The sequence below is a fragment of the Enterobacter sp. NFIX59 genome (assembly GCF_900113755.1).
Taxonomy (GTDB): domain Bacteria; phylum Pseudomonadota; class Gammaproteobacteria; order Enterobacterales; family Enterobacteriaceae; genus Enterobacter; species Enterobacter pseudoroggenkampii.
Map to the genome: position 1 here is coordinate 304,765 of NZ_FOQN01000004.1, position 19,403 is coordinate 324,167.

The window sequence follows — 19,403 nt, forward strand, 5'->3', positions numbered from 1 at the left end:
CGATGCAGGAAATTATTCGGCACATAAATTGACGCAAAGTGTAGGGGGATACAACACCTTTTTAAGTTTTATTAATTTTGTTGTTATTGCCCTGACGATATATTGTGATCTGCATCACATTTTAATGGATATATTCTCTCCGGAAAAAATAAAATCGCGGATTAAATAAATTTAACTCTCTGTTATTAATAAGGAAATTAAGTCAATAAGACATATGGCTTATGCGTTGAGGGGCGGGTGGTCGAAGCGATATCCGTAAACTAAATTCTCAATAACCCCCTCAAAGGAACCTTAAGCGGGGCTAACATCTTGAACGACAAAAATAAAATGTGGCAAGGGAACGGAGACGTCTTCTGGAGGGTGGTAAATGAAAAGAAAACTCCTTTTGATCTGCGCAGGAACCTTACTGACTGCGACTACGGCCCATCAGGCGCTGGCCGTCACCAGCAGTGGCACCATCGGCGCGACGCTGACGCTGACAAACGGCTGTCTGATAAACGGATCGCCCGCGCAAAGCGGCATTAATTTCGGTACGCTCGATTTCGGTACCCATCCGGCAACCTTTTCCACTCTTACGACGCAGCTGAGCGGCGCCAGCGGCGGAAACACCTTCACCATTCAATGTACGACCGCCAGCTATACGGTGGCGATCACCGGTAATACCCATTCTACGGCACCCGGAACCGTTGTCGGTTCGCCGGGGACGCCTGAACGCTATCTGGTTAATACGGCCAACGCGGCCCAGGGCGTGGCTTACAGCCTGTACAGCGACAGCGGGTTTAACACCGTGATTGCCAACAACGCCGCGTTGCCGATCGCCTCAACGGCCGGAGGTGTAGACAGTTACACCCTCTACGGACGTATTACCGGCGGTGGTAACAGCGTGACGGTCGTCCCGGGAACCTACACCGACACGATTAACGTCAGCGTAACCTATTAGTCCCGAATAGCCATGAAGGCAACTCTCACAGGTCTGCGCAAATGCGCAGAGGGACACGTGCAGCCTTTTTTCGCGCTGCTCGTCGGATTGCTCATGATGCCCGCGGCGAATGCGGTGACATCACAGTCGTTTAAGGTCAGCGCGACGATTGTACCGGGATGCGCGGTAGCCACCGGTAGCGGAGGGCTTCTCGGTACGCTGGATTTTGGCACCCATAACGGCGTCGAGAGCGCGCCGGTCAGCACCAGCTTTGTGCCAAACGGGGCGTTGTCTATCGCCTGTACGCCGGGCGTGGCGCTGAGCATGAGCATTAACGGCGGGCAGAATTACGCCTCCGTCCGCCGGATGAAGCGGTCAGGCGGAACAGAACTGGTGCCGTACCGGCTTTACAGCAGCAGCTCGCTGGCCGCGAACAGCGAAATTGGCGTCAACCAGGCGATAGCGGTGACCTATACCAATAGCAATAACATCGCGCTGCCGCTTTTTGGCGTGGCGCTACTGACCGGATTTAGCCCGGCAGGAACGTATTCCGATCAGCTCACCGTGACCTTGTCATGGTAATAAAGGGAGAGTGTTGATGAAGCCATTTTTCAGACCCGTTTGTCTGGCGGGCGCGTTGGGCATGGCTGCGGCAATCGGCCAGGTACAGGCGGCGGCCACTATCCTGCTCTGGCCGATCGATCCGTGGCTTGCTGCGGACGCCAATGCCACGGAACTGTGGATCCAGAACCAGGGAAACAGCGCCACGACGATGCAGGTCCGCATCGTGCGCTGGAAGCAGGAGGACGGACACGAGCGTTATACCGCGCAGCAGGACGTGGTCGCCAGCCCGCCGATCGTCACGATTGGCACGGGCAGCAAGCAGCTTATTCGCCTTATCAAACAGACTTCAGTCCCCGCAGGCGTCGAACAGGCCTACCGCATTATTGTCGATGAAATCCCCCAGCCTGATGCCAAGGCCGAACCCTCCATTGGCCTCAAATTGCAGATGCGATACTCCATTCCTCTGTTTGTGTATGGACAGGGGATACCGACGATAAAAGAGGGCGCGCACCACGCGCTGGTGGAGACCCGAAACCTGAGCTGGCGGGTGACGCAGGCGGGTGGACAGCCTGCGCTGGAGGTTCGAAATCGCGGGGATGTCCATGTCAGGCTAAGCCAGGTGGCGCTGGAGCAGGGAGGGCAGAAACGCACGGTTGCGGAGGGATTACTGGGTTACGTCCTTCCGGGCAGCACCCGCAGCTGGCCGGTACCCGCTGGCGTTCGTCAGCCAGAGCGGATGAGCGCGCAGATTAATGCCAGGGACGCACAATGGCAGTCGACGCCCGTCAACTGAAGCCGGCGATGATGATATTGCTCTGCGTCAGTTCCGCAACCTGGGCCGAGCCCGGTGACGACAGTTTACCGCCGCCGCCCCAGGCACAGGCGATACATGATGAAGCGGTTTTCCAGCTTGCCCTCGTGGTCAACCACTACGATACCGGTCTGGTCGTGCCCGTGACGCAACGTAAAGGCGCTTTCTTTATCTCCAGCGCCGATTTGCTGCGCGCGGGGCTGCCCCCGGCGCATGTTCCCACCGGAGAGGTGAATCTCTCCTCGCTTGCCCTGGTTCGGGTGGAGTACGACAGCGCCGCGCAGCGCCTGCTGCTGACCGTTCCCCGCGACTGGGTGACGGCCCGGGTGACGCCGTTCAGCGCGCAAACGACACAGGCCAAACCGCACTACGGGCGCGGGGCGCTGCTGAATTACGATTTCTACACCAACCGCACGGAACATATCGGCGGTCAGGCGTCGCTCTGGCATGAGTTCCGCTACTTCAACGAGAACGGCTCCTTTTCCTCCACCGGCTACGCGCGCGAAAATTTCAGCGGTAACGACGGCCAGCAGGAAGGGTATGTTCGCTATGACACGACCCTGCTGTTCACTAACGAAGATGACGCGATGAGCTGGAGCGTCGGGGATGTGATTAGCGATGCCCTGAGCTGGAGCTCCAGCGTGCGGATGGGGGGGATAAGCGTCGGGCGGGATTTCTCCTTGCGCCCCGATCTGGTGACATGGCCGCTGCCCGAGTTCGCAGGGGAGGCCGCGGTACCCACCTCGGTCGATCTCTTTATCAATGGCTATCGTTCCGGCTCAACCCAGCTTCAGCCGGGCCCCTTCACCCTGACCAATCTGCCCTATATCAACGGCGCCGGGGATGCGGTGCTGGTCACGACGGATGCGCTGGGGCGCCAGGTGAGCACCACGCTACCGTTTTACGTCACCAGCGACCTGCTTAAGCAAGGGCTCAGCGACGGTGCCGTGACCCTGGGCAGCCTGCGGCGTAACTACGGCATCAAGAATTTTGACTACGGTTCCGCGGCGGGCAGCGGCTCGTATCGCTACGGTCTAACAGACTGGCTAACGCTGGAAGGCCACGCGGAAGGGGCGCAGGAGCTGGCGCTGGGTGGGGCGGGGACCGTGATAAAACTCGGCCAGTTTGGCGTGGTGAATACCTCTTACTCGCAAAGCCGTATGCGCGATGATGCGGGCGGGCAAATCAACTGGGGTTACCAGTACAGCACCAGCGCGTTTAGCGTCGCCACCCAGCACACGCGTCGCGGTCGCGGCTTTGGCAATCTGGCCCTTTACGACCAGCCGACGGTGTATGACGAAAACGATAAACCCATCGCCAGCTTCAGCCGTAATACGGACCAGTATTCTCTGACCTTCAATCTGGGACAGTACGGCAACATCGGTGCGGCCTGGATCGGCGTGGAGAGTTTCGACAGCCAAAAAACCGAGCTGCTCAATCTCTCCTGGAGCCGCAATCTGTGGGGGGCGAGCAGTATTTACCTGGCCGGCAGCCGGGATCAGCAGCGGGGAGACTGGACGGTCGCGCTGTCGCTGCAGGTGCCACTGGGTGCACGCGACAGCGCTGCCGTCACCGTTGAAAATACCCCGGATGCAGGCAGTACCCAGCGCATCAACTATAACCATTCCATGCCTTCTGACGGTGGGTTTAGCTGGAACATGGCCTGGGCCAACCAGTCAAGATCCAGTGATTATCAACAGGGGACGCTGGGCTGGCGCAATAACAACATAGAGCTGCAGGGCGGCGGTTATGGCGAAAGGGATACCATGACCTGGTGGGGCGAGGCGATGGGCGCAATTGTCCTGATGGACGGCGAACTGTTTGCAGCGAATAAAATCAACGATGCGTTTGTGGTCATCAGTACCGACGGTCATCCGGATGTGCCCGTCAGCTACGAGAACCAGCCCGTCGGTAAAACCAATAACAACGGCTACCTGCTGGTGAGCGGGGTGTCGGCGTATTACCCCGCAAGCTACCGGATCGATACCCTGAATCTGCCGGCGGATACCCGTCTGAAAGAGACCGAGCGACGGATCGCGATCCGCCGTCACAGCGGCTATCTGGTTGATTTCCCAATGGAGCAGGAGCGGGTGGCAAGCGTTATTCTGCATGATACGCACGGGCAGGCGCTGCCGGTGGGAAGCCAGGTCCGACGGGTCTCGCGCAGCAATGCGGTGGTGGGGTATGACGGCATCGCCTGGCTGGAAAATCTTAGTGATGTGAACCCGCTGGAGGTGATAGCGCCTGACGGAAAACGCTGCACGGCTACCCTGACCGTGGGGGCCAATCCGGAACACAAGCTGAAAACCTACGGGCCGCTGATTTGTCGGGAGGCGCCATGACGCGCCTGCTGCTGTTGATTCTGCTGCTGTTCTCCGGCGGCGGCTGGGCGGCGTGTACCGTCAGTACGGTCAATGCCTCATTTGGCAGCGTCACCTCCTTCGCGCTCAGCGGAACAGGCGAGGTGGAAACCACCGGCACGCTGGTGGTGTCCTGTGATGCCATACTGAATCTGCTGACCAACGACTCGGTGACGCTGACCTACACCGCGGCATCGGTTTCGGGCAGCAGCCGGGCCACCATGAAACGGACAGATGATGCGACTATCACGGACGTGATCCCCACCCGGCTGTGCGGACTCTCGGGCTGCGCGAGCAGCAGCGAGGTACAGATAAGTAAATCGTATACCTGGAGTGGAAATACCTTGCTGGGGCTGCTGGGGTCAAAGCAGTACAACATTCCGCTCTATTTTCGCACCGTCGCCGGACAAAACGTCACTGCCGGGCCATATCAGGTGCAGTTAACCTTCAGCGTTAACTACAGCGTGTGCTCCGTGGGCGCGCTCGGCATTTGCACAATCAATCAGGCGGGCACCGCGACGACCACCATTCTACTGAACATGACTGTTACCAACGATTGCAGCGCCATGACCACGCCGGACGTGAACTTCAACAGCGCACCGCTGGTACAAAGTTTCCCTACCGTTTCGCAGGCGATTGCCGTCACCTGTACCAAAGGAAGTACGTATACCATCGGCATTAACAACGGGGCTAACGCGCTGAACAACGTGCGGCGCATGGTGAGCGGCAGCAACGCCATGAGCTATGACATCTATAAAGAAGCCACCAGTAACCGCTGGGGCGGCAGCGGCAGCGAGCGCTGGTCCAGCGCGGTATCGTCACAGGTCAGCACCGACGGCTTGCTGCGCACCTACAATTACACCGCGAAAGTCCTGACCAATCAGACCACGCCACCCGCCGGAACCTACACCGATACGCTGATTGTTGACGTGGCGTTTTAGCCCCGCGCTTTTCCCTTTCTCAAATGTAAAGTTCCTGTGGGTAGTGCCGATAACACCGTTAATAAATCTATGAGAAGGTGTTGTATGTTGAACCGTATCCGCGTTGTCACAATGCTTATGATGGTGCTGGTCATTTTCGCACTTCTTCAGCTTATCTCCGGCGGGCTTTTTTTCTCGTCATTAAAACAGAACCAGGACAGCTTCGCGGCCTCGAACGATCTCCGTCTGCAGCAAAGTGAACTCACGTCAACGTGGGATCTGATGCTGCAAACGCGTATCAACCTGAGCCGCTCGTCCGCGCGCATGATGATGGATCCCAACAATCAGCAGAGCAGCGCGAAAACCGATCTGTTGAAAAATGCCCGTGCCACCCTTGCTGACGCCGCTAAACACTACGACGCCTTCAAAAAGATCACCCCGCAGCCTGCGATGGAGCAGGTGAGCCAGAATATCGATGAAAAATACAGCGCCTACCATGCCGGTCTGACGGAACTGATTCAGTTCCTGGAGAGCGGCAATATGGACGCCTATTTCGCACAGCCTACGCAGGGGATGCAAAACGCCCTCGGCGCGGCGCTGGGGGAATACGCGAAGGTCAGTGGCGATCTCTATCACTCGGCCTTTACCGCAAGCCAGAATGACTATCGTTTTGCGAAATGGCAGATGGCCGTGATGGCGCTGGCGCTGGTCATTGTGCTGGTCGCAGTCTGGTACGGCATTCGCCATATTCTGCTGAATCCTCTTGGCCGCGTCATTGCCCACATTCGTGAAATTGCCGGCGGCGATCTGACCAAAACGCTGACCGTTTCCGGGCGTAATGAGATCACCGAGCTGGCAAATAGCGTTGACCACATGCAGCGTTCGTTAATCGACACCGTCGCCAACGTGCGCAACGGGTCGGAAGCTATTTATACCGGCACCAGCGAAATTGCGATGGGGAATAACGATCTCTCATCTCGTACCGAGCAGCAGGCTTCCGCCCTGGAAGAGACGGCCGCCAGCATGGAGCAGCTTACCGCGACCGTGAAGCAGAACGCCGATAACGCCCGTCAGGCGTCTCAGCTGGCAGAAAGCGCCTCCGAGACGGCGCAGCGCGGCGGTCGCGTGGTGGATGGCGTGGTGAAAACCATGCACGAAATCGCCGACAGCTCGAAGAAAATCGCCGACATCATCAGCGTCATTGACGGTATTGCCTTCCAGACCAACATTCTGGCGCTTAACGCCGCCGTGGAAGCGGCGCGGGCGGGCGAACAGGGACGCGGGTTTGCCGTGGTGGCCGGGGAAGTGCGCAATCTGGCCAGCCGCAGCGCCAACGCGGCAAAAGAGATCAAGTCGCTGATTGAAGATTCCGTCTCCCGCGTGGATACCGGCTCCGTGCTGGTGGAAAGTGCCGGGGAGACCATGAATGACATCGTGAATGCCGTCACCCGCGTGACGGACATCATGGGTGAAATCGCCTCTGCGTCTGATGAGCAGAGTCGTGGTATCGACCAGGTTGCCCTGGCGGTATCGGAAATGGATCGCGTGACACAACAAAACGCCGCGCTGGTGCAGGAGTCCGCTGCGGCGGCCGCTGCGCTGGAAGACCAGGCGAGCCGTCTGAAGATGGCCGTCTCGGCGTTTCGTCTCGCTTCACTCGCTGGAAACACGGTCACCTCGCAGGCGACGTATCGCGCGCCAGCCGCTGAATCGGCTGCAAGCCGTACGCGCACCGCGACGACCGGACAAGATGAAAACTGGGAAACATTTTGACTGACAATTAAACCGCGGCTGCTTGCCGCTTGATGGGAGCGTGGATGTTAAATCGTATTCGTATCTCGACCACACTGTTTTTGATTCTGATCCTTTGCGGTGTGTTGCAGGTTGGCAGTAACGGGTTGTCTTTTTGGGCGTTTCGCGATGGCTATCAGAATTTGCAGGAAGTTGAGACGAGTAATCAGCAGCGCTCCGCACTGGCACAAACGCGTGCCGTGCTGTTGCAGGCAAGCACTGCGCTGAACAAGGCAGGAACCTTAACCGCGCTGAGTTATCCGCCGGATGACATTAAAGCGCTGATGGCGACCGCGCGCGACAGCCTGAAACAGGCTGACGCACAGTTTAAAGCTTTTACGGCGCAGGCCGCCGACAGCGAGAAAGAGAAAGCGCTGAAGGCCGCCATGAAGACGAACTTTGAACAGTGGTACAGCGATCTGGACCATCAGGCGACGTGGCTTGAGAACAACCAGCTGTCGGACTTTATGACTGCGCCGGTTCAGGCCTCGCAGGCGGCGTTTGATGGCAGCTTTAACGCGTGGCAGCAGGATATTAACCAGTCTGTTCAGCGTGCCGGTGAACAGAGCCGTCAAAGCTATCATATGTCGGGCGTCATCTTTGCCGTGGTGGTGATTCTGGCAGGGCTGCTGACCGGCGCCGCACTGCTCTGGTCGCGCAGAATGATTGTCCAGCCGCTGGCGATTATCAGCAGCCACTTCGACAGTATTGCGAAAGGCGATCTGGCGCGTCCGGTAGCGGTGTTCGGCAGGAACGAAATTTCGGCGATCTTTGCCAGCCTGAAGGCGATGCAGGGATCGCTGCGGGAAACGGTGAGCGACGTGCGGCAGGGCAGTTATGCCATGCACACCGGGATCTCAGAGATTGCGGCGGGCAATAACGATCTCTCGTCCCGCACCGAGCAGCAGGCGGCTTCGCTGGCGCAGACGGCGGCCAGCATGGAGCAGCTGACCGCGACGGTAAGCCAGAACGCCGATAACGCGCGTCAGGCGTCTGACCTGTCAAAACAGGCGGCGATGACGGCGAAGAAAGGCGGAGACCAGGCGTCCCATGTCGCCAGCACCATGCAGGAGATTGCCACCAGTTCGCAGAAAATTGGTGACATCATCAGCGTGATTGACGGTATCGCGTTCCAGACCAACATTCTGGCGCTGAATGCCGCCGTGGAAGCGGCGCGCGCCGGGGAGCAGGGGCGAGGATTTGCGGTGGTGGCGGGGGAAGTGCGTAACCTGGCGAGCCGCAGCGCCAACGCGGCGAAAGAGATTAAGGTGCTGATCGAAGAGTCGGTCTCGCGCGTTCAGCAGGGCTCAACGCTTGTGGATACGGCGGCGAAAACCATGCACGAGATCGTCACCTCCGTGACGCGGGTGAACGACATTATGGGCGAAATTGCCTCGGCGTCGGACGAACAGCGCCGCGGCATTGAACAGGTTGCACAAGCCGTCAGCCAGATGGATCAGGTGACGCAACAGAACGCCTCGTTAGTTGAGGAAGCGGCAGCGGCAACCGATCAGCTGGCCAGCCAGGCAGATCGTCTGACCGGACTGGTCGCGGTGTTTAATGTGAAAGAGCACGTTGAAGCAGTAACAGAAGTCGGGCGGTCGCAGGCCGTGCCAGTTGTATCCTGAATGTAATTAAGAAGGCGCTATGACATCACCAATGCCCCCTGGGCAAACGTCATTATTGTTGCAGATGACACAGCGCCTCGCGCTGTCCGACGCGCATTTTCGTCGGATATGTCAGTTAATCTACCAGCGTGCGGGGATCGTGCTTGCGGATCATAAGCGCGACATGGTCTACAACCGTCTGGTGCGGCGCTTGCGCACGCTGGGGCTGGATGATTTTGGCCGCTATCTGAGCATGCTCGAGGCGAACCAGAACAGCGCGGAGTGGCAGGCTTTTATTAACTCGTTAACCACCAACCTGACGGCGTTTTTCCGTGAAGCCCACCACTTCCCGGTCCTGGCCGAGCACGCACGCCGTCGCACCGGGGAGTATCGCGTATGGAGTGCGGCCGCCTCGACGGGCGAAGAACCGTATTCGCTGGCGATCACCCTGGCTGACACCCTGGGCATGACGCCCGGACGCTGGAAAGTCTACGCCAGCGATATCGATACCGAGGTGCTGGAGAAGGCGCGTAACGGTGTTTATCGCCAGGATGAGCTGAAAACGCTGTCACCGCAGCAGCTGCAGCGTTATTTCATGCGCGGTACGGGACCGCATGAAGGTCTGGTACGCGTACGCCAGGAGCTGGCGAACTGCGTTGAATTCGCGCCCGTAAACCTGCTGGATAAGCAGTACAACGTGCCGGGGCCGTTCGACGCTATCTTTTGCCGTAACGTCATGATCTATTTTGATAAAACGACGCAACAGGACATTCTGCGTCGGTTTGTTCCGTTGCTCAAGCCTGACGGTTTACTGTTTGCAGGGCACTCGGAAAACTTCAGCAACCTCGCGCGTGAGTTTAGCCTGCGTGGGCAAACGGTATATGCGCTGAGTAAGGAAAAAGCATGAGTAAAATCAGGGTGTTGTCTGTCGATGATTCAGCGCTGATGCGTCAGATCATGACTGAAATTATCAATAGCCACAGCGACATGGAGATGGTGGCAACCGCGCCCGATCCGCTGGTTGCGCGGGATTTAATTAAAAAATATAACCCCGACGTGCTAACGCTGGATGTCGAGATGCCGCGCATGGATGGCATAGATTTCCTCGAAAAATTAATGCGGCTTCGGCCCATGCCGGTGGTGATGGTCTCCTCCCTGACCGGAAAAGGCTCGGAAATCACCCTGCGCGCGCTGGAGCTGGGGGCGGTGGATTTTGTCACCAAACCGCAGCTCGGCATTCGCGAAGGGATGCTGGCCTACAGCGAAATGATCGCCGAGAAGATCCGCACCGCGTCTCGTGCGAAGCTTGCCGCCCACACGCCGATGGCCGCGCCTGCGACCCTGAAGGCCGGTCCCTTACTCAGCTCGGAAAAACTGCTGGTGATTGGCGCGTCAACCGGAGGAACAGAGGCAATTCGTCATGTACTCCAGCCATTGCCGCTTTCAAGTCCGGGTATTCTGATCACTCAGCATATGCCGCCAGGCTTTACCCGTTCGTTCGCCGAACGCCTGAACAAGCTATGCCAGATCAGCGTGAAAGAGGCGGAAGACGGCGAGCGCGTGCTCCCGGGACATGCCTACATCGCCCCGGGCGACAAGCATATGGAGCTGGCGCGCAGCGGCGCTAACTATCAAATCAAAATTCATGACGGACCGCCGGTCAACCGGCACCGTCCGTCGGTGGATGTGCTGTTTCATTCGGTGGCGAAACATGCGGGGCGCAACGCCGTTGGGGTGATCCTGACGGGGATGGGCAACGATGGTGCCGCCGGAATGCTTGCAATGCACCAGGCTGGCGCCTGGACGATTGCGCAGAATGAAGCAAGTTGTGTGGTGTTCGGCATGCCGCGCGAGGCCATCAATATGGGTGGCGTGAGCGAAGTGGTCGATCTTAGCCAGGTAAGCCAGCAGATGCTGGCGAAAATCAGTGCCGGACAGGCAATACGTATTTGACTCAGGAGTATTATTTTATGGCGGATAAAGAGCTTAAGTTTTTGGTTGTGGATGACTTTTCCACCATGCGTCGCATCGTGCGCAACCTGCTGAAAGAGCTGGGCTTCAACAACGTTGAAGAAGCAGAAGACGGCGTTGATGCGCTGAACAAGCTGCAGGCTGGCGGGTTTGGTTTTGTTATCTCCGACTGGAACATGCCTAACATGGACGGTCTGGAACTGCTGAAAACCATTCGTGCCGATGCGGGAATGGCGTCTATGCCGGTTCTGATGGTCACTGCAGAAGCGAAAAAAGAGAACATCATTGCCGCTGCACAGGCGGGCGCAAGCGGCTATGTGGTGAAGCCATTCACCGCGGCAACCCTGGAAGAGAAGCTCGGTAAGATCTTCGAGAAACTCGGCATGTGAGGTGATGGAAATGTTGCAACCTGCTATGAAACCCGTTGAAGAACACTCGCCGAGCGATATCATCGTCCGCATCGGCAGCCTGACGCGCATGCTGCGTGACAGCCTGCGCGAGCTGGGTCTGGATCAGGCGATTGCCGAAGCCGCGGAAGCCATTCCTGATGCCCGCGATCGTCTGGACTATGTTGTGCAGATGACCGCTCAGGCCGCGGAACGTGCGCTGAACAGCGTTGAAGCGTCACAGCCGCACCAGGATGCGATGGAAAAGGGGGCGAAAGCGCTGAGCAAACGCTGGGACGAGTGGTTTGAGAACCCTATCGAGCTGGCGGATGCCCGCGAGCTGGTGACGGATACCCGTCAGTACCTGGGTGATGTGCCGGGTCACACCAGCTTCACCAACGCCCAGCTGCTGGACATCATGATGGCGCAGGATTTCCAGGACCTAACCGGTCAGGTGATCAAGCGCATGATGGATGTTATCCAGGAGATTGAACGTCAGCTGCTGATGGTTCTGCTGGAGAACATTCCGGAGCCGGCAGCCCGTCCAAAACGCGAGAATGAAAGCCTGCTCAATGGTCCTCAGCTCGACGCCAGCAAAGCGGGCGTGGTGGCAAGCCAGGATCAGGTCGACGACCTGCTGGACAGCCTCGGCTTCTGATGGTCCGTTCCGCCTCAGGGGGTTAACGCCACCTGAGGCGGTTTGCGACAAAATCACCGAAAAGAGCCCGAATAAACGGGCTTTTCCCGCCATTGGATTTCCGCTGCGCTGGCATGATACCCGTGACGTAATGGGCTGAGCATGCACTGTGGCAGAAGAGAACGACGACAAAACGGAAGCCCCCACACCCCACCGACTAGAAAAGGCGCGTGAGGAAGGGCAGATCCCCCGATCCCGAGAATTGACCTCCCTGCTGATCCTTATCGTAGGGGTGTGCATTATCTGGTGGGGCGGGGAGTCGCTCGCCCGCAAACTGGCGGGAATGTTGTCCACCGGCTTACGCTTTGACCACAGCATGGTCAACGATCCGAATCTGATCCTCAGCCAGATTATTCAGCTTATTAAAGGGGCCATGGTTGCGCTGCTGCCCCTGATTACCGGGGTTGTGCTGGTCGCACTGGTCTCGCCGGTGATGCTCGGCGGTCTGGTTTTTAGCGCCAAATCGCTGCAGCCGAAATTTTCCAAACTGAACCCGCTGCCGGGCATTGCGAAAATGTTCTCTGCCCAGACCGGGGCTGAGCTGCTCAAAGCCGTTCTCAAATCGGTGCTGATGGGCAGTTCCGCAGGGTTTTACCTCTGGTACCACTGGCCGGAAATGATGCGTCTTATCAGCGAATCACCGCTCACCGCGATGAGCAACGCGCTGAATCTGGTCGGGCTCTGCGCGCTGCTAGTGGTGCTCAGCATTATCCCGATGGTGGGTTTTGACGTGATCTTCCAGCTTTATACCCACTTCAAAAAACTGCGCATGTCACGGCAGGATATTCGTGACGAATATAAGCAGATGGAAGGTGACCCGCACGTGAAAGGGCGCATCCGCCAGATGCAGCGTGCCGCCGCCCGTCGCCGCATGATGGAAGATGTGCCGAAGGCCGACGTCATTGTTACTAACCCGACGCACTATTCCGTTGCGCTGCGCTATGACGAAAACAAAATGAGCGCGCCGAAAGTGGTGGCGAAAGGGGCGGGGCTGATTGCTCTGCGTATCCGGGAAATTGGCACCGAACACCGCGTGCCGATCCTGGAAGCTCCTCCGCTGGCGCGTGCCCTGTACCGCCATGCGGATATTGGACAACAGATCCCGGGACAGCTCTACGCCGCCGTGGCGGAAGTGCTGGCCTGGGTATGGCAGTTGAAGCGCTGGCGTCTGGCCGGCGGTCAACGGCCTGTGAAACCTGAGAACCTTCCGGTGCCTGCCGCGCTGGATTTTATGAACGAGAAGGACACTGATGGCTAATCTGGTGGCAATGTTGCGCCTGCCCGGCAACCTGAAATCGACCCAATGGCAGATCCTGGCCGGGCCGATTCTGATCCTGCTAATTCTGTCGATGATGGTACTGCCGCTCCCGGCGTTCATCCTCGACCTGCTTTTCACTTTCAATATTGCGCTGTCCATTATGGTGCTGCTGGTGGCGATGTTCACCCAGCGTACCCTGGAATTCGCCGCGTTCCCGACCATTCTGCTGTTTACCACCCTGCTGCGACTGGCGCTGAACGTAGCGTCCACGCGTATCATCCTGATGGAAGGTCACACCGGGGCGGCAGCGGCGGGTAAAGTGGTGGAAGCGTTCGGCCACTTCCTGGTGGGCGGTAATTTCGCTATCGGTATCGTGGTGTTCGTTATCCTCGTTATCATCAACTTTATGGTCATCACCAAAGGTGCAGGGCGTATTGCGGAAGTGGGCGCGCGCTTTGTGCTCGACGGGATGCCGGGCAAGCAGATGGCGATCGACGCCGACCTGAACGCCGGTCTTATCGCCGAAGATGAAGCCAAAAAACGCCGTTCGGAAGTGACGCAGGAAGCGGACTTTTACGGCTCCATGGACGGTGCGAGTAAGTTTGTGCGCGGTGACGCCATCGCAGGCATTCTGATCATGGTGATTAACGTGGTCGGCGGCCTGCTGGTGGGGGTACTGCAGCACGGAATGGACATGGGCCACGCGGCGGAAAGCTATACGCTGCTGACCATTGGTGACGGTCTGGTTGCGCAGATCCCGGCGCTGGTGATTTCCACGGCGGCGGGTGTCATAGTGACCCGCGTGAGCACCGATCAGGACGTTGGCGAGCAGATGGTGGGCCAGCTGTTCAGCAACCCGCGCGTCATGCTGCTTGCCGCGGCGGTTCTCGGGTTGCTCGGTCTGGTGCCGGGGATGCCAAACCTCGTCTTCCTGCTGTTTACGGCAGGTCTGCTGGGGCTAGCCTGGTGGATGCGCGGCCGTGAAACCAAACCAGCTGCGGAACCTGTTCCGGTAAAAATGCCGGAGAATACCCAGGCCGTCGAAGCGACCTGGAACGACGTTCAGCTGGAAGATTCCCTGGGAATGGAGGTCGGGTATCGCCTGATCCCGATGGTCGATTTCCAGCAGGACGGCGAGCTGCTTGGCCGTATCCGCAGCATCCGTAAAAAATTCGCGCAGGATATGGGCTTCCTGCCGCCGGTTGTTCACATCCGCGACAATATGGACCTGCCGCCCGCGCGCTATCGCATCCTGATGAAAGGCGTTGAAATTGGCAGCGGTGATGCCTATCCGGGCCGCTGGCTGGCGATTAACCCCGGTACCGCCGCAGGCACGCTGCCGGGCGAGCAAACCATCGACCCGGCCTTTGGTCTGGCCGCGATCTGGATTGAAAGTGCCCTGAAAGAGCAGGCGCAGATCCAGGGGTATACGGTTGTTGAAGCCAGTACCGTGGTGGCGACCCACCTTAATCACCTGATTGGGCAATTCTCGGCGGAGCTGTTTGGCCGTCAGGAAGCGCAGCAGCTGCTGGACCGCGTCACGCAGGAGATGCCGAAGCTGACGGAAGATCTGGTCCCGGGCGTGGTGACGCTGACCACGCTGCACAAGGTGCTGCAAAACCTGCTCGAAGAAAAGGTACCGATCCGCGATATGCGCACCATTCTGGAAACGCTGGCAGAGCATGCGCCAATCCAGAGCGATCCGCACGAGCTGACGGCGGTGGTGCGCGTGGCGCTGGGGCGCGCGATCACCCAGCAGTGGTTCCCGGGAACCGGAGAAGTGCAGGTGATCGGCCTCGATACGCCGCTTGAACGCCTGCTGCTTCAGGCCCTGCAGGGCGGGGGCGGGCTGGAGCCGGGCCTGGCGGACCGTCTGCTGGCACAAACCCAGGAGGCGCTGGCGCGTCAGGAGATGCTGGGCGCGCCGCCGGTGCTGCTGGTGAACCATGCGCTGCGTCCGCTGCTGTCTCGCTTCCTGCGTCGTAGCCTGAATCAGCTGGTCGTACTCTCGAATCTGGAGCTGTCGGACAACCGTCATATCCGCATGACCGCGACGATTGGAGGAAAATAATGCGTAAATGGCTTTGGATTTTACTCTTCCCGCTGGTGGCACAGGCTGGCGGGGAGGGAACCTGGCAGGCAAGCAGCATGGGGGTGACCCTCAGCAACCGGGGCGTCGCCATGTCCTCTAACCCGCTTTCGCCTTCTGAAGGCGTTTCCGGTCAGATGGGCCTTGTGGTCTGGAACTACCGGCTGATTGGCCCTACGCCAGCCGGACTGCGGGTGCGTCTCTGTTCTCAGACGCGCTGCACGGAAATCGACGGCGAAAATGGTACGACGCAGGCGTTCAACGGCGTACCGGCCATTGAGCCTTTGCGTTTCATCTGGGAAGTGCCGGGCGGGGGACGTTTGATCCCGGCGCTGAAGGTGCAGAGTAATTCTGTCATCGTGAACTACCGCTGACGGTTGCGTGAGCAGGACTGCAAAAAACAAAACCCGGCGCTTGCCGGGTTTTTTGTATTACATACGTTCTACGGTTTCGATACCCAGGGTATCCAGACCCAGCTTCAGGGTCTTCGCCGTGAGCTGCGCCAGCTTCAGGCGGCTGTTGCGGACCGATTCGTTTTCCGCAGACAGAATAGGGCAGTGCTCGTAGAAGCCGGAGAACAGACCCGCCAGATCGTACAGGTAAGCACACATCACGTGCGGCGTGCCGTCACGCGCGACCACCGTCAGCGTCTCTTCGAACTGCAGCAGACGTGCCGCCAGCTGCGCTTCACGATCTTCCGTGATGGTCACGGCAGCATTTGCCAGCACGCTTTCGTCGATATTAGCTTTACGGAATACCGACAGCACGCGGGTGTAAGCGTACTGCATGTATGGCGCCGTGTTGCCTTCAAACGCCAGCATGTTATCCCAGTCGAAGATATAGTCGGTGGTACGGTTCTTGGAAAGATCCGCGTATTTCACCGCACCGATACCCACGGCGTTGGCCAGTTTTTCCAGTTCGTCAGCAGGCATGTCCGGGTTCTTCTCGGCCACCAGACGGCGGGCGCGTTCCAGCGCTTCGTCCAGCAGGTCGGACAGCTTCACGGTACCGCCCGCACGGGTTTTGAACGGCTTGCCGTCTTTACCCAGCATCATGCCGAACATGTGGTGTTCCAGCGGAACGCAATCCGGCACGTAACCGGCTTTACGCACGATGGTCCACGCCTGCATCAGGTGCTGGTGCTGACGGGAGTCGATGTAGTACAGCACGCGGTCGGCATGCAGCGTTTCGTAACGGTATTTTGCGCAGGCGATGTCAGTAGTGGTGTAGAGATAGCCGCCATCCTTTTTCTGGATGATCACGCCCATCGGTTCACCTTCCTTGTTTTTATACTCATCAAGGAACACAACCGTTGCGCCTTCGCTCTCAACCGCCAGATTTTTCGCTTTCAGGTCCGCCACAATGCCGGGCAGCATTGGGTTATACAGGCTTTCACCCATCACGTCGTCACGGGTCAGGGTGACGTTCAGGCGGTTATAGGTAAGCTGGTTCTGAGACATGGTGATGTCAACCAGCTTGCGCCACATCTCGAGGAAGTATTGATCGCCGCCCTGCAGTTTTACCACGTAGCTGCGCGCGCGCTCGGCAAAGGCTTCGTCTTCGTCGTAGTGTTTTTTGGCTTCGCGATAGAACCCTTCCAGGTCCGCCAGCGCCATTTCACCCGCGTTTTCCTGCTGCTGTTTTTCCAGGTAAGCAATCAGCATGCCGAACTGGGTACCCCAGTCGCCCACGTGGTTCGCGCGGATCACCTTGTGACCGAGGAACTCGAGCGTGCGCACTGCGGCATCACCGATGATGGTGGAGCGCAGGTGGCCAACGTGCATCTCTTTCGCCACGTTCGGCGCAGAATAGTCGATCACGACGGTCTGCGCTTCCGGCTGGGACACACCCAGACGATCGGATTTCAGCGCCGCATCAACGTGGCGGGCCAGGAACGCAGGTTCCAGGAAGATATTGATAAAGCCCGGGCCGGCAATTTCGGTTTTGCTGGCAATGCCGGTGAGATCCAGATGCGTCAGTACCTGCTCAGCGAGCTGTCGCGGCGGCATGCCCAGTTTTTTAGCCACTGCCATCACGCCATTAGCCTGATAGTCGCCAAACTGTACTTTTGCTGACTGACGAACCTGCGGTTCGCAATCCGCAGGTGCACCTGCGGCAATCAGTGCCTGACTGACTTTTTCGGAGAGAAGAGCCTGAATATTCACCTGGATACCTTACGTTTTTGATGCGGGCTTACAACCGCCCGCGCCAGTTAAAGAATTTAGGGCGGGAGTATACTGCAAATGCCTTCTGTCGTCAGCATCGCGGGGCCTGAAGATTGCTCAGAATCCAGGCAGTGAAGGTGTGCATAAACATGCAGTCATAAAAAGCCGGATTCAGCGGTTGGTCAAAACAGGGCAACAGAGTAAATTAGCGGCTTTGCGACACGAAAAGAGAGTGAATTATGGCGAACTGGCAATCCATTGACGAACTGCATGATATTTCCGCAGATTTACCGCGCTTCACCCAGGCGTTCACAGAACTTGCCACCCGTCTGGGTCTGGATATCGCACCGCTTGAGGCCGATCACATCTCTTTGCGCTGTCATCAGAATGCCACCGCAGAGCGCTGGCGTCGCGGTTTCGAAGAGTGCGGCGTGTTGCTCTCCGAGAACATCATCAATGGTCGCCCCATTTGCCTGTTTAAACTGCATGAACCGGTGAACGTGGCGCACTGGCACTTCACCGTGGTTGAGTTGCCGTGGCCGGGCGAGAAGCGCTATCCGCACGAAGGTTGGGAGCATATCGAAATTGTCCTGCCGGGTGAGCCGGAGACGTTGAACGCGCGTGCGCTGGCCCTGCTTTCTGACGACGGCTTAAGCAAGCCGGGAATTTTTGTGAAGACGAGTTCTCCAAAAGGCGAGCGCGAGCGGTTACCTAACCCGACGCTGGCCGTCACGGACGGACAGGTCACGGTGAAGTTTCATCCGTGGACCATTGAGCAGATCGTTGCCAGCGAAGCGTAAGAGATGTGAGTTCACGCCGCGACTGAAAACGGACGGCGTGGCATGATGATTCGTTTAGTGGGATTTCAGGAGGATTAAATGGCGCTGCTGGAGATTTGTTGTTACAGCGTGGAGTGTGCTGTGACCGCACAAAAACACGGGGCTGACCGCATTGAACTGTGCGCGGCACCCAAAGAGGGCGGGCTGACGCCGTCCTTCGGCGTGTTGAAGTCTGCCCGTCAGGCCGTCACCATTCCCGTTCACCCGATTATTCGCCCGCGCGGCGGTGATTTTTGTTACACGGCGGGCGAGTTCAGTGCCATGCTTGAAGACATCGCCCTCGTGCGCGACCTGGGGTTCCCCGGGCTGGTCACCGGTCTGCTGGATGAAGACGGCAATATCGATCTCCCGCGCATGCGTCAGGTGATGAGCGCCGCACAGGGGCTGGCCGTCACTTTTCATCGTGCATTTGATATGTGTAAAGATCCGCTTCAGGCCTTTGAAACGCTTGGAGAACTTGGCGTGGCGCGCATTCTGACATCGGGTCAACAGGCGTCAGCTGAAAAAGGACTGCAATTAATTACGGAACTAAAAGCACATTCCGGTGTTCCAATAATAATGGCGGGTGCGGGAGTCCGCGCCAGCAATCTGGAACGGTTTTTAAACGCTGGGGTAGAAGAGCTGCACAGCTCCGCGGGTAAATGGATACCTTCGCCCATGCGTTATCGCAATACAGGGTTGTCAATGTCGACGGATGCTGAAGCAGATGAGTATTCACGCTACGGCGTAGAGGGAGAGTCGGTTGCGGAAATGAAGTCGCTGATTGAGCGCCATCACGTGTAGCAACGTACCGATTTTTACCGCGCATCATGTCGCCCAATATGATGCTTGCTTGTACCAGGCCCCTGCAATTTCAACAGGGGCCTTTTTTTCTCCTTCATATTTCAAGCCGCAGCCGCGTTGGCCGCCTCGCTCACCCCGGTCACTTACTGATGTAAGCTCCCGGGGATTCGCTGCGTTGCCGCCTTGCTGCAGCTTGAACTATTTTGGAGAAAACGTGCGACGCGTAGGCCGGGTAAGGCGCAG

At 58.1% G+C, this 19,403-nt stretch carries 17 protein-coding genes; 16 read left to right on the plus strand and 1 reads right to left on the minus strand.

The features are described 5' to 3' along the window. Positions 1 to 367: 367 nt before the first annotated feature. The 14 genes from BM007_RS15905 (at position 368) to BM007_RS15970 (ending at position 15,747) form a co-directional block, all read left to right on the plus strand. The gene (locus BM007_RS15905) at positions 368 to 940 is read left to right on the plus strand and encodes a Csu type fimbrial protein (RefSeq protein ID WP_032647817.1); all 573 of its coding nucleotides are present in this window, start codon (positions 368 to 370) and stop codon (positions 938 to 940) included. A 12-nt stretch (positions 941 to 952) separates the two neighbouring features. Next, positions 953 to 1,501 (plus strand): Csu type fimbrial protein, encoded by a 549-nt coding sequence (locus tag BM007_RS15910; RefSeq protein ID WP_024909673.1) that lies wholly within the window; start codon positions 953 to 955, stop codon positions 1,499 to 1,501. 16 nt (positions 1,502 to 1,517) lie between these two features. Next, the gene (locus BM007_RS15915; RefSeq protein ID WP_024909674.1) at positions 1,518 to 2,276 is read left to right on the plus strand and encodes a fimbrial biogenesis chaperone; all 759 of its coding nucleotides are present in this window, start codon (positions 1,518 to 1,520) and stop codon (positions 2,274 to 2,276) included. Further along, positions 2,252 to 4,636, plus strand: a complete 2,385-nt coding sequence (locus tag BM007_RS15920; RefSeq protein ID WP_090419735.1) for a fimbria/pilus outer membrane usher protein — start codon at positions 2,252 to 2,254, stop codon at positions 4,634 to 4,636. The genes BM007_RS15915 and BM007_RS15920 overlap by 25 nt, the downstream gene beginning before the upstream one ends. Beyond that, on the plus strand, positions 4,633 to 5,595 hold the full coding sequence (locus BM007_RS15925) for a Csu type fimbrial protein (protein ID WP_032647810.1): 963 nt from the start codon (positions 4,633 to 4,635) through the stop codon (positions 5,593 to 5,595). The genes BM007_RS15920 and BM007_RS15925 overlap by 4 nt, the downstream gene beginning before the upstream one ends. 84 nt (positions 5,596 to 5,679) lie before the next feature. Continuing rightward, entirely contained in the window at positions 5,680 to 7,347 is a 1,668-nt protein-coding gene (tar, locus tag BM007_RS15930; protein WP_048992252.1) for a methyl-accepting chemotaxis protein II, read from the plus strand. A gap of 44 nt (positions 7,348 to 7,391) precedes the next feature. Next, positions 7,392 to 8,993: a methyl-accepting chemotaxis protein IV gene (gene tap, locus BM007_RS15935; RefSeq protein WP_024909678.1), complete on the plus strand. Its 1,602-nt coding sequence runs from the start codon at positions 7,392 to 7,394 to the stop codon at positions 8,991 to 8,993. A 19-nt stretch (positions 8,994 to 9,012) separates the two neighbouring features. Then, entirely contained in the window at positions 9,013 to 9,879 is an 867-nt protein-coding gene (gene cheR / locus BM007_RS15940; RefSeq protein WP_023312253.1) for a protein-glutamate O-methyltransferase CheR, read from the plus strand. Continuing rightward, positions 9,876 to 10,925 (plus strand): protein-glutamate methylesterase/protein-glutamine glutaminase, encoded by a 1,050-nt coding sequence (locus tag BM007_RS15945; RefSeq protein WP_008500430.1) that lies wholly within the window; start codon positions 9,876 to 9,878, stop codon positions 10,923 to 10,925. The genes cheR and BM007_RS15945 overlap by 4 nt, the downstream gene beginning before the upstream one ends. A gap of 17 nt (positions 10,926 to 10,942) precedes the next feature. Then, positions 10,943 to 11,332, plus strand: coding sequence for a chemotaxis response regulator CheY (gene cheY, locus BM007_RS15950; protein WP_008500431.1), 390 nt, complete (start codon positions 10,943 to 10,945; stop codon positions 11,330 to 11,332). 10 nt (positions 11,333 to 11,342) lie between these two features. Further along, positions 11,343 to 11,987, plus strand: a complete 645-nt coding sequence (cheZ, locus tag BM007_RS15955) for a protein phosphatase CheZ (protein WP_023312251.1) — start codon at positions 11,343 to 11,345, stop codon at positions 11,985 to 11,987. Positions 11,988 to 12,135: 148 nt separating this feature from the next. Continuing rightward, entirely contained in the window at positions 12,136 to 13,284 is a 1,149-nt protein-coding gene (gene flhB / locus BM007_RS15960; protein WP_024909679.1) for a flagellar biosynthesis protein FlhB, read from the plus strand. Further along, positions 13,277 to 15,355, plus strand: a complete 2,079-nt coding sequence (flhA, locus tag BM007_RS15965) for a flagellar biosynthesis protein FlhA (protein WP_024909680.1) — start codon at positions 13,277 to 13,279, stop codon at positions 15,353 to 15,355. Before flhB ends, flhA begins: the two co-directional genes overlap by 8 nt. After that, a complete protein-coding gene (locus BM007_RS15970; protein WP_024909681.1) occupies positions 15,355 to 15,747 on the plus strand; it encodes a flagellar protein FlhE in 393 nt (130 codons plus the stop codon). Before flhA ends, BM007_RS15970 begins: the two co-directional genes overlap by 1 nt. Before the next feature lie 57 nt (positions 15,748 to 15,804). Here BM007_RS15970 and argS read toward each other — a convergent pair whose 3' ends face one another. Next, a complete protein-coding gene (gene argS, locus BM007_RS15975) occupies positions 15,805 to 17,538 on the minus strand; it encodes an arginine--tRNA ligase (protein WP_090419738.1) in 1,734 nt (577 codons plus the stop codon). A gap of 239 nt (positions 17,539 to 17,777) precedes the next feature. On the opposite strand from argS, the gene BM007_RS15980 reads away from it, so the two are divergent. Both BM007_RS15980 and cutC read left to right on the plus strand, forming a co-directional pair. Next, positions 17,778 to 18,338 carry a VOC family protein gene (locus BM007_RS15980; protein ID WP_090419741.1) on the plus strand — a complete coding sequence of 187 codons (561 nt, stop codon included), beginning with the start codon at positions 17,778 to 17,780 and terminating at the stop codon, positions 18,336 to 18,338. Between the two features lie 78 nt (positions 18,339 to 18,416). Then, on the plus strand, positions 18,417 to 19,160 hold the full coding sequence (gene cutC, locus BM007_RS15985) for a copper homeostasis protein CutC (RefSeq protein WP_032647799.1): 744 nt from the start codon (positions 18,417 to 18,419) through the stop codon (positions 19,158 to 19,160). The last annotated feature ends 243 nt before the right edge of the window (positions 19,161 to 19,403 follow it).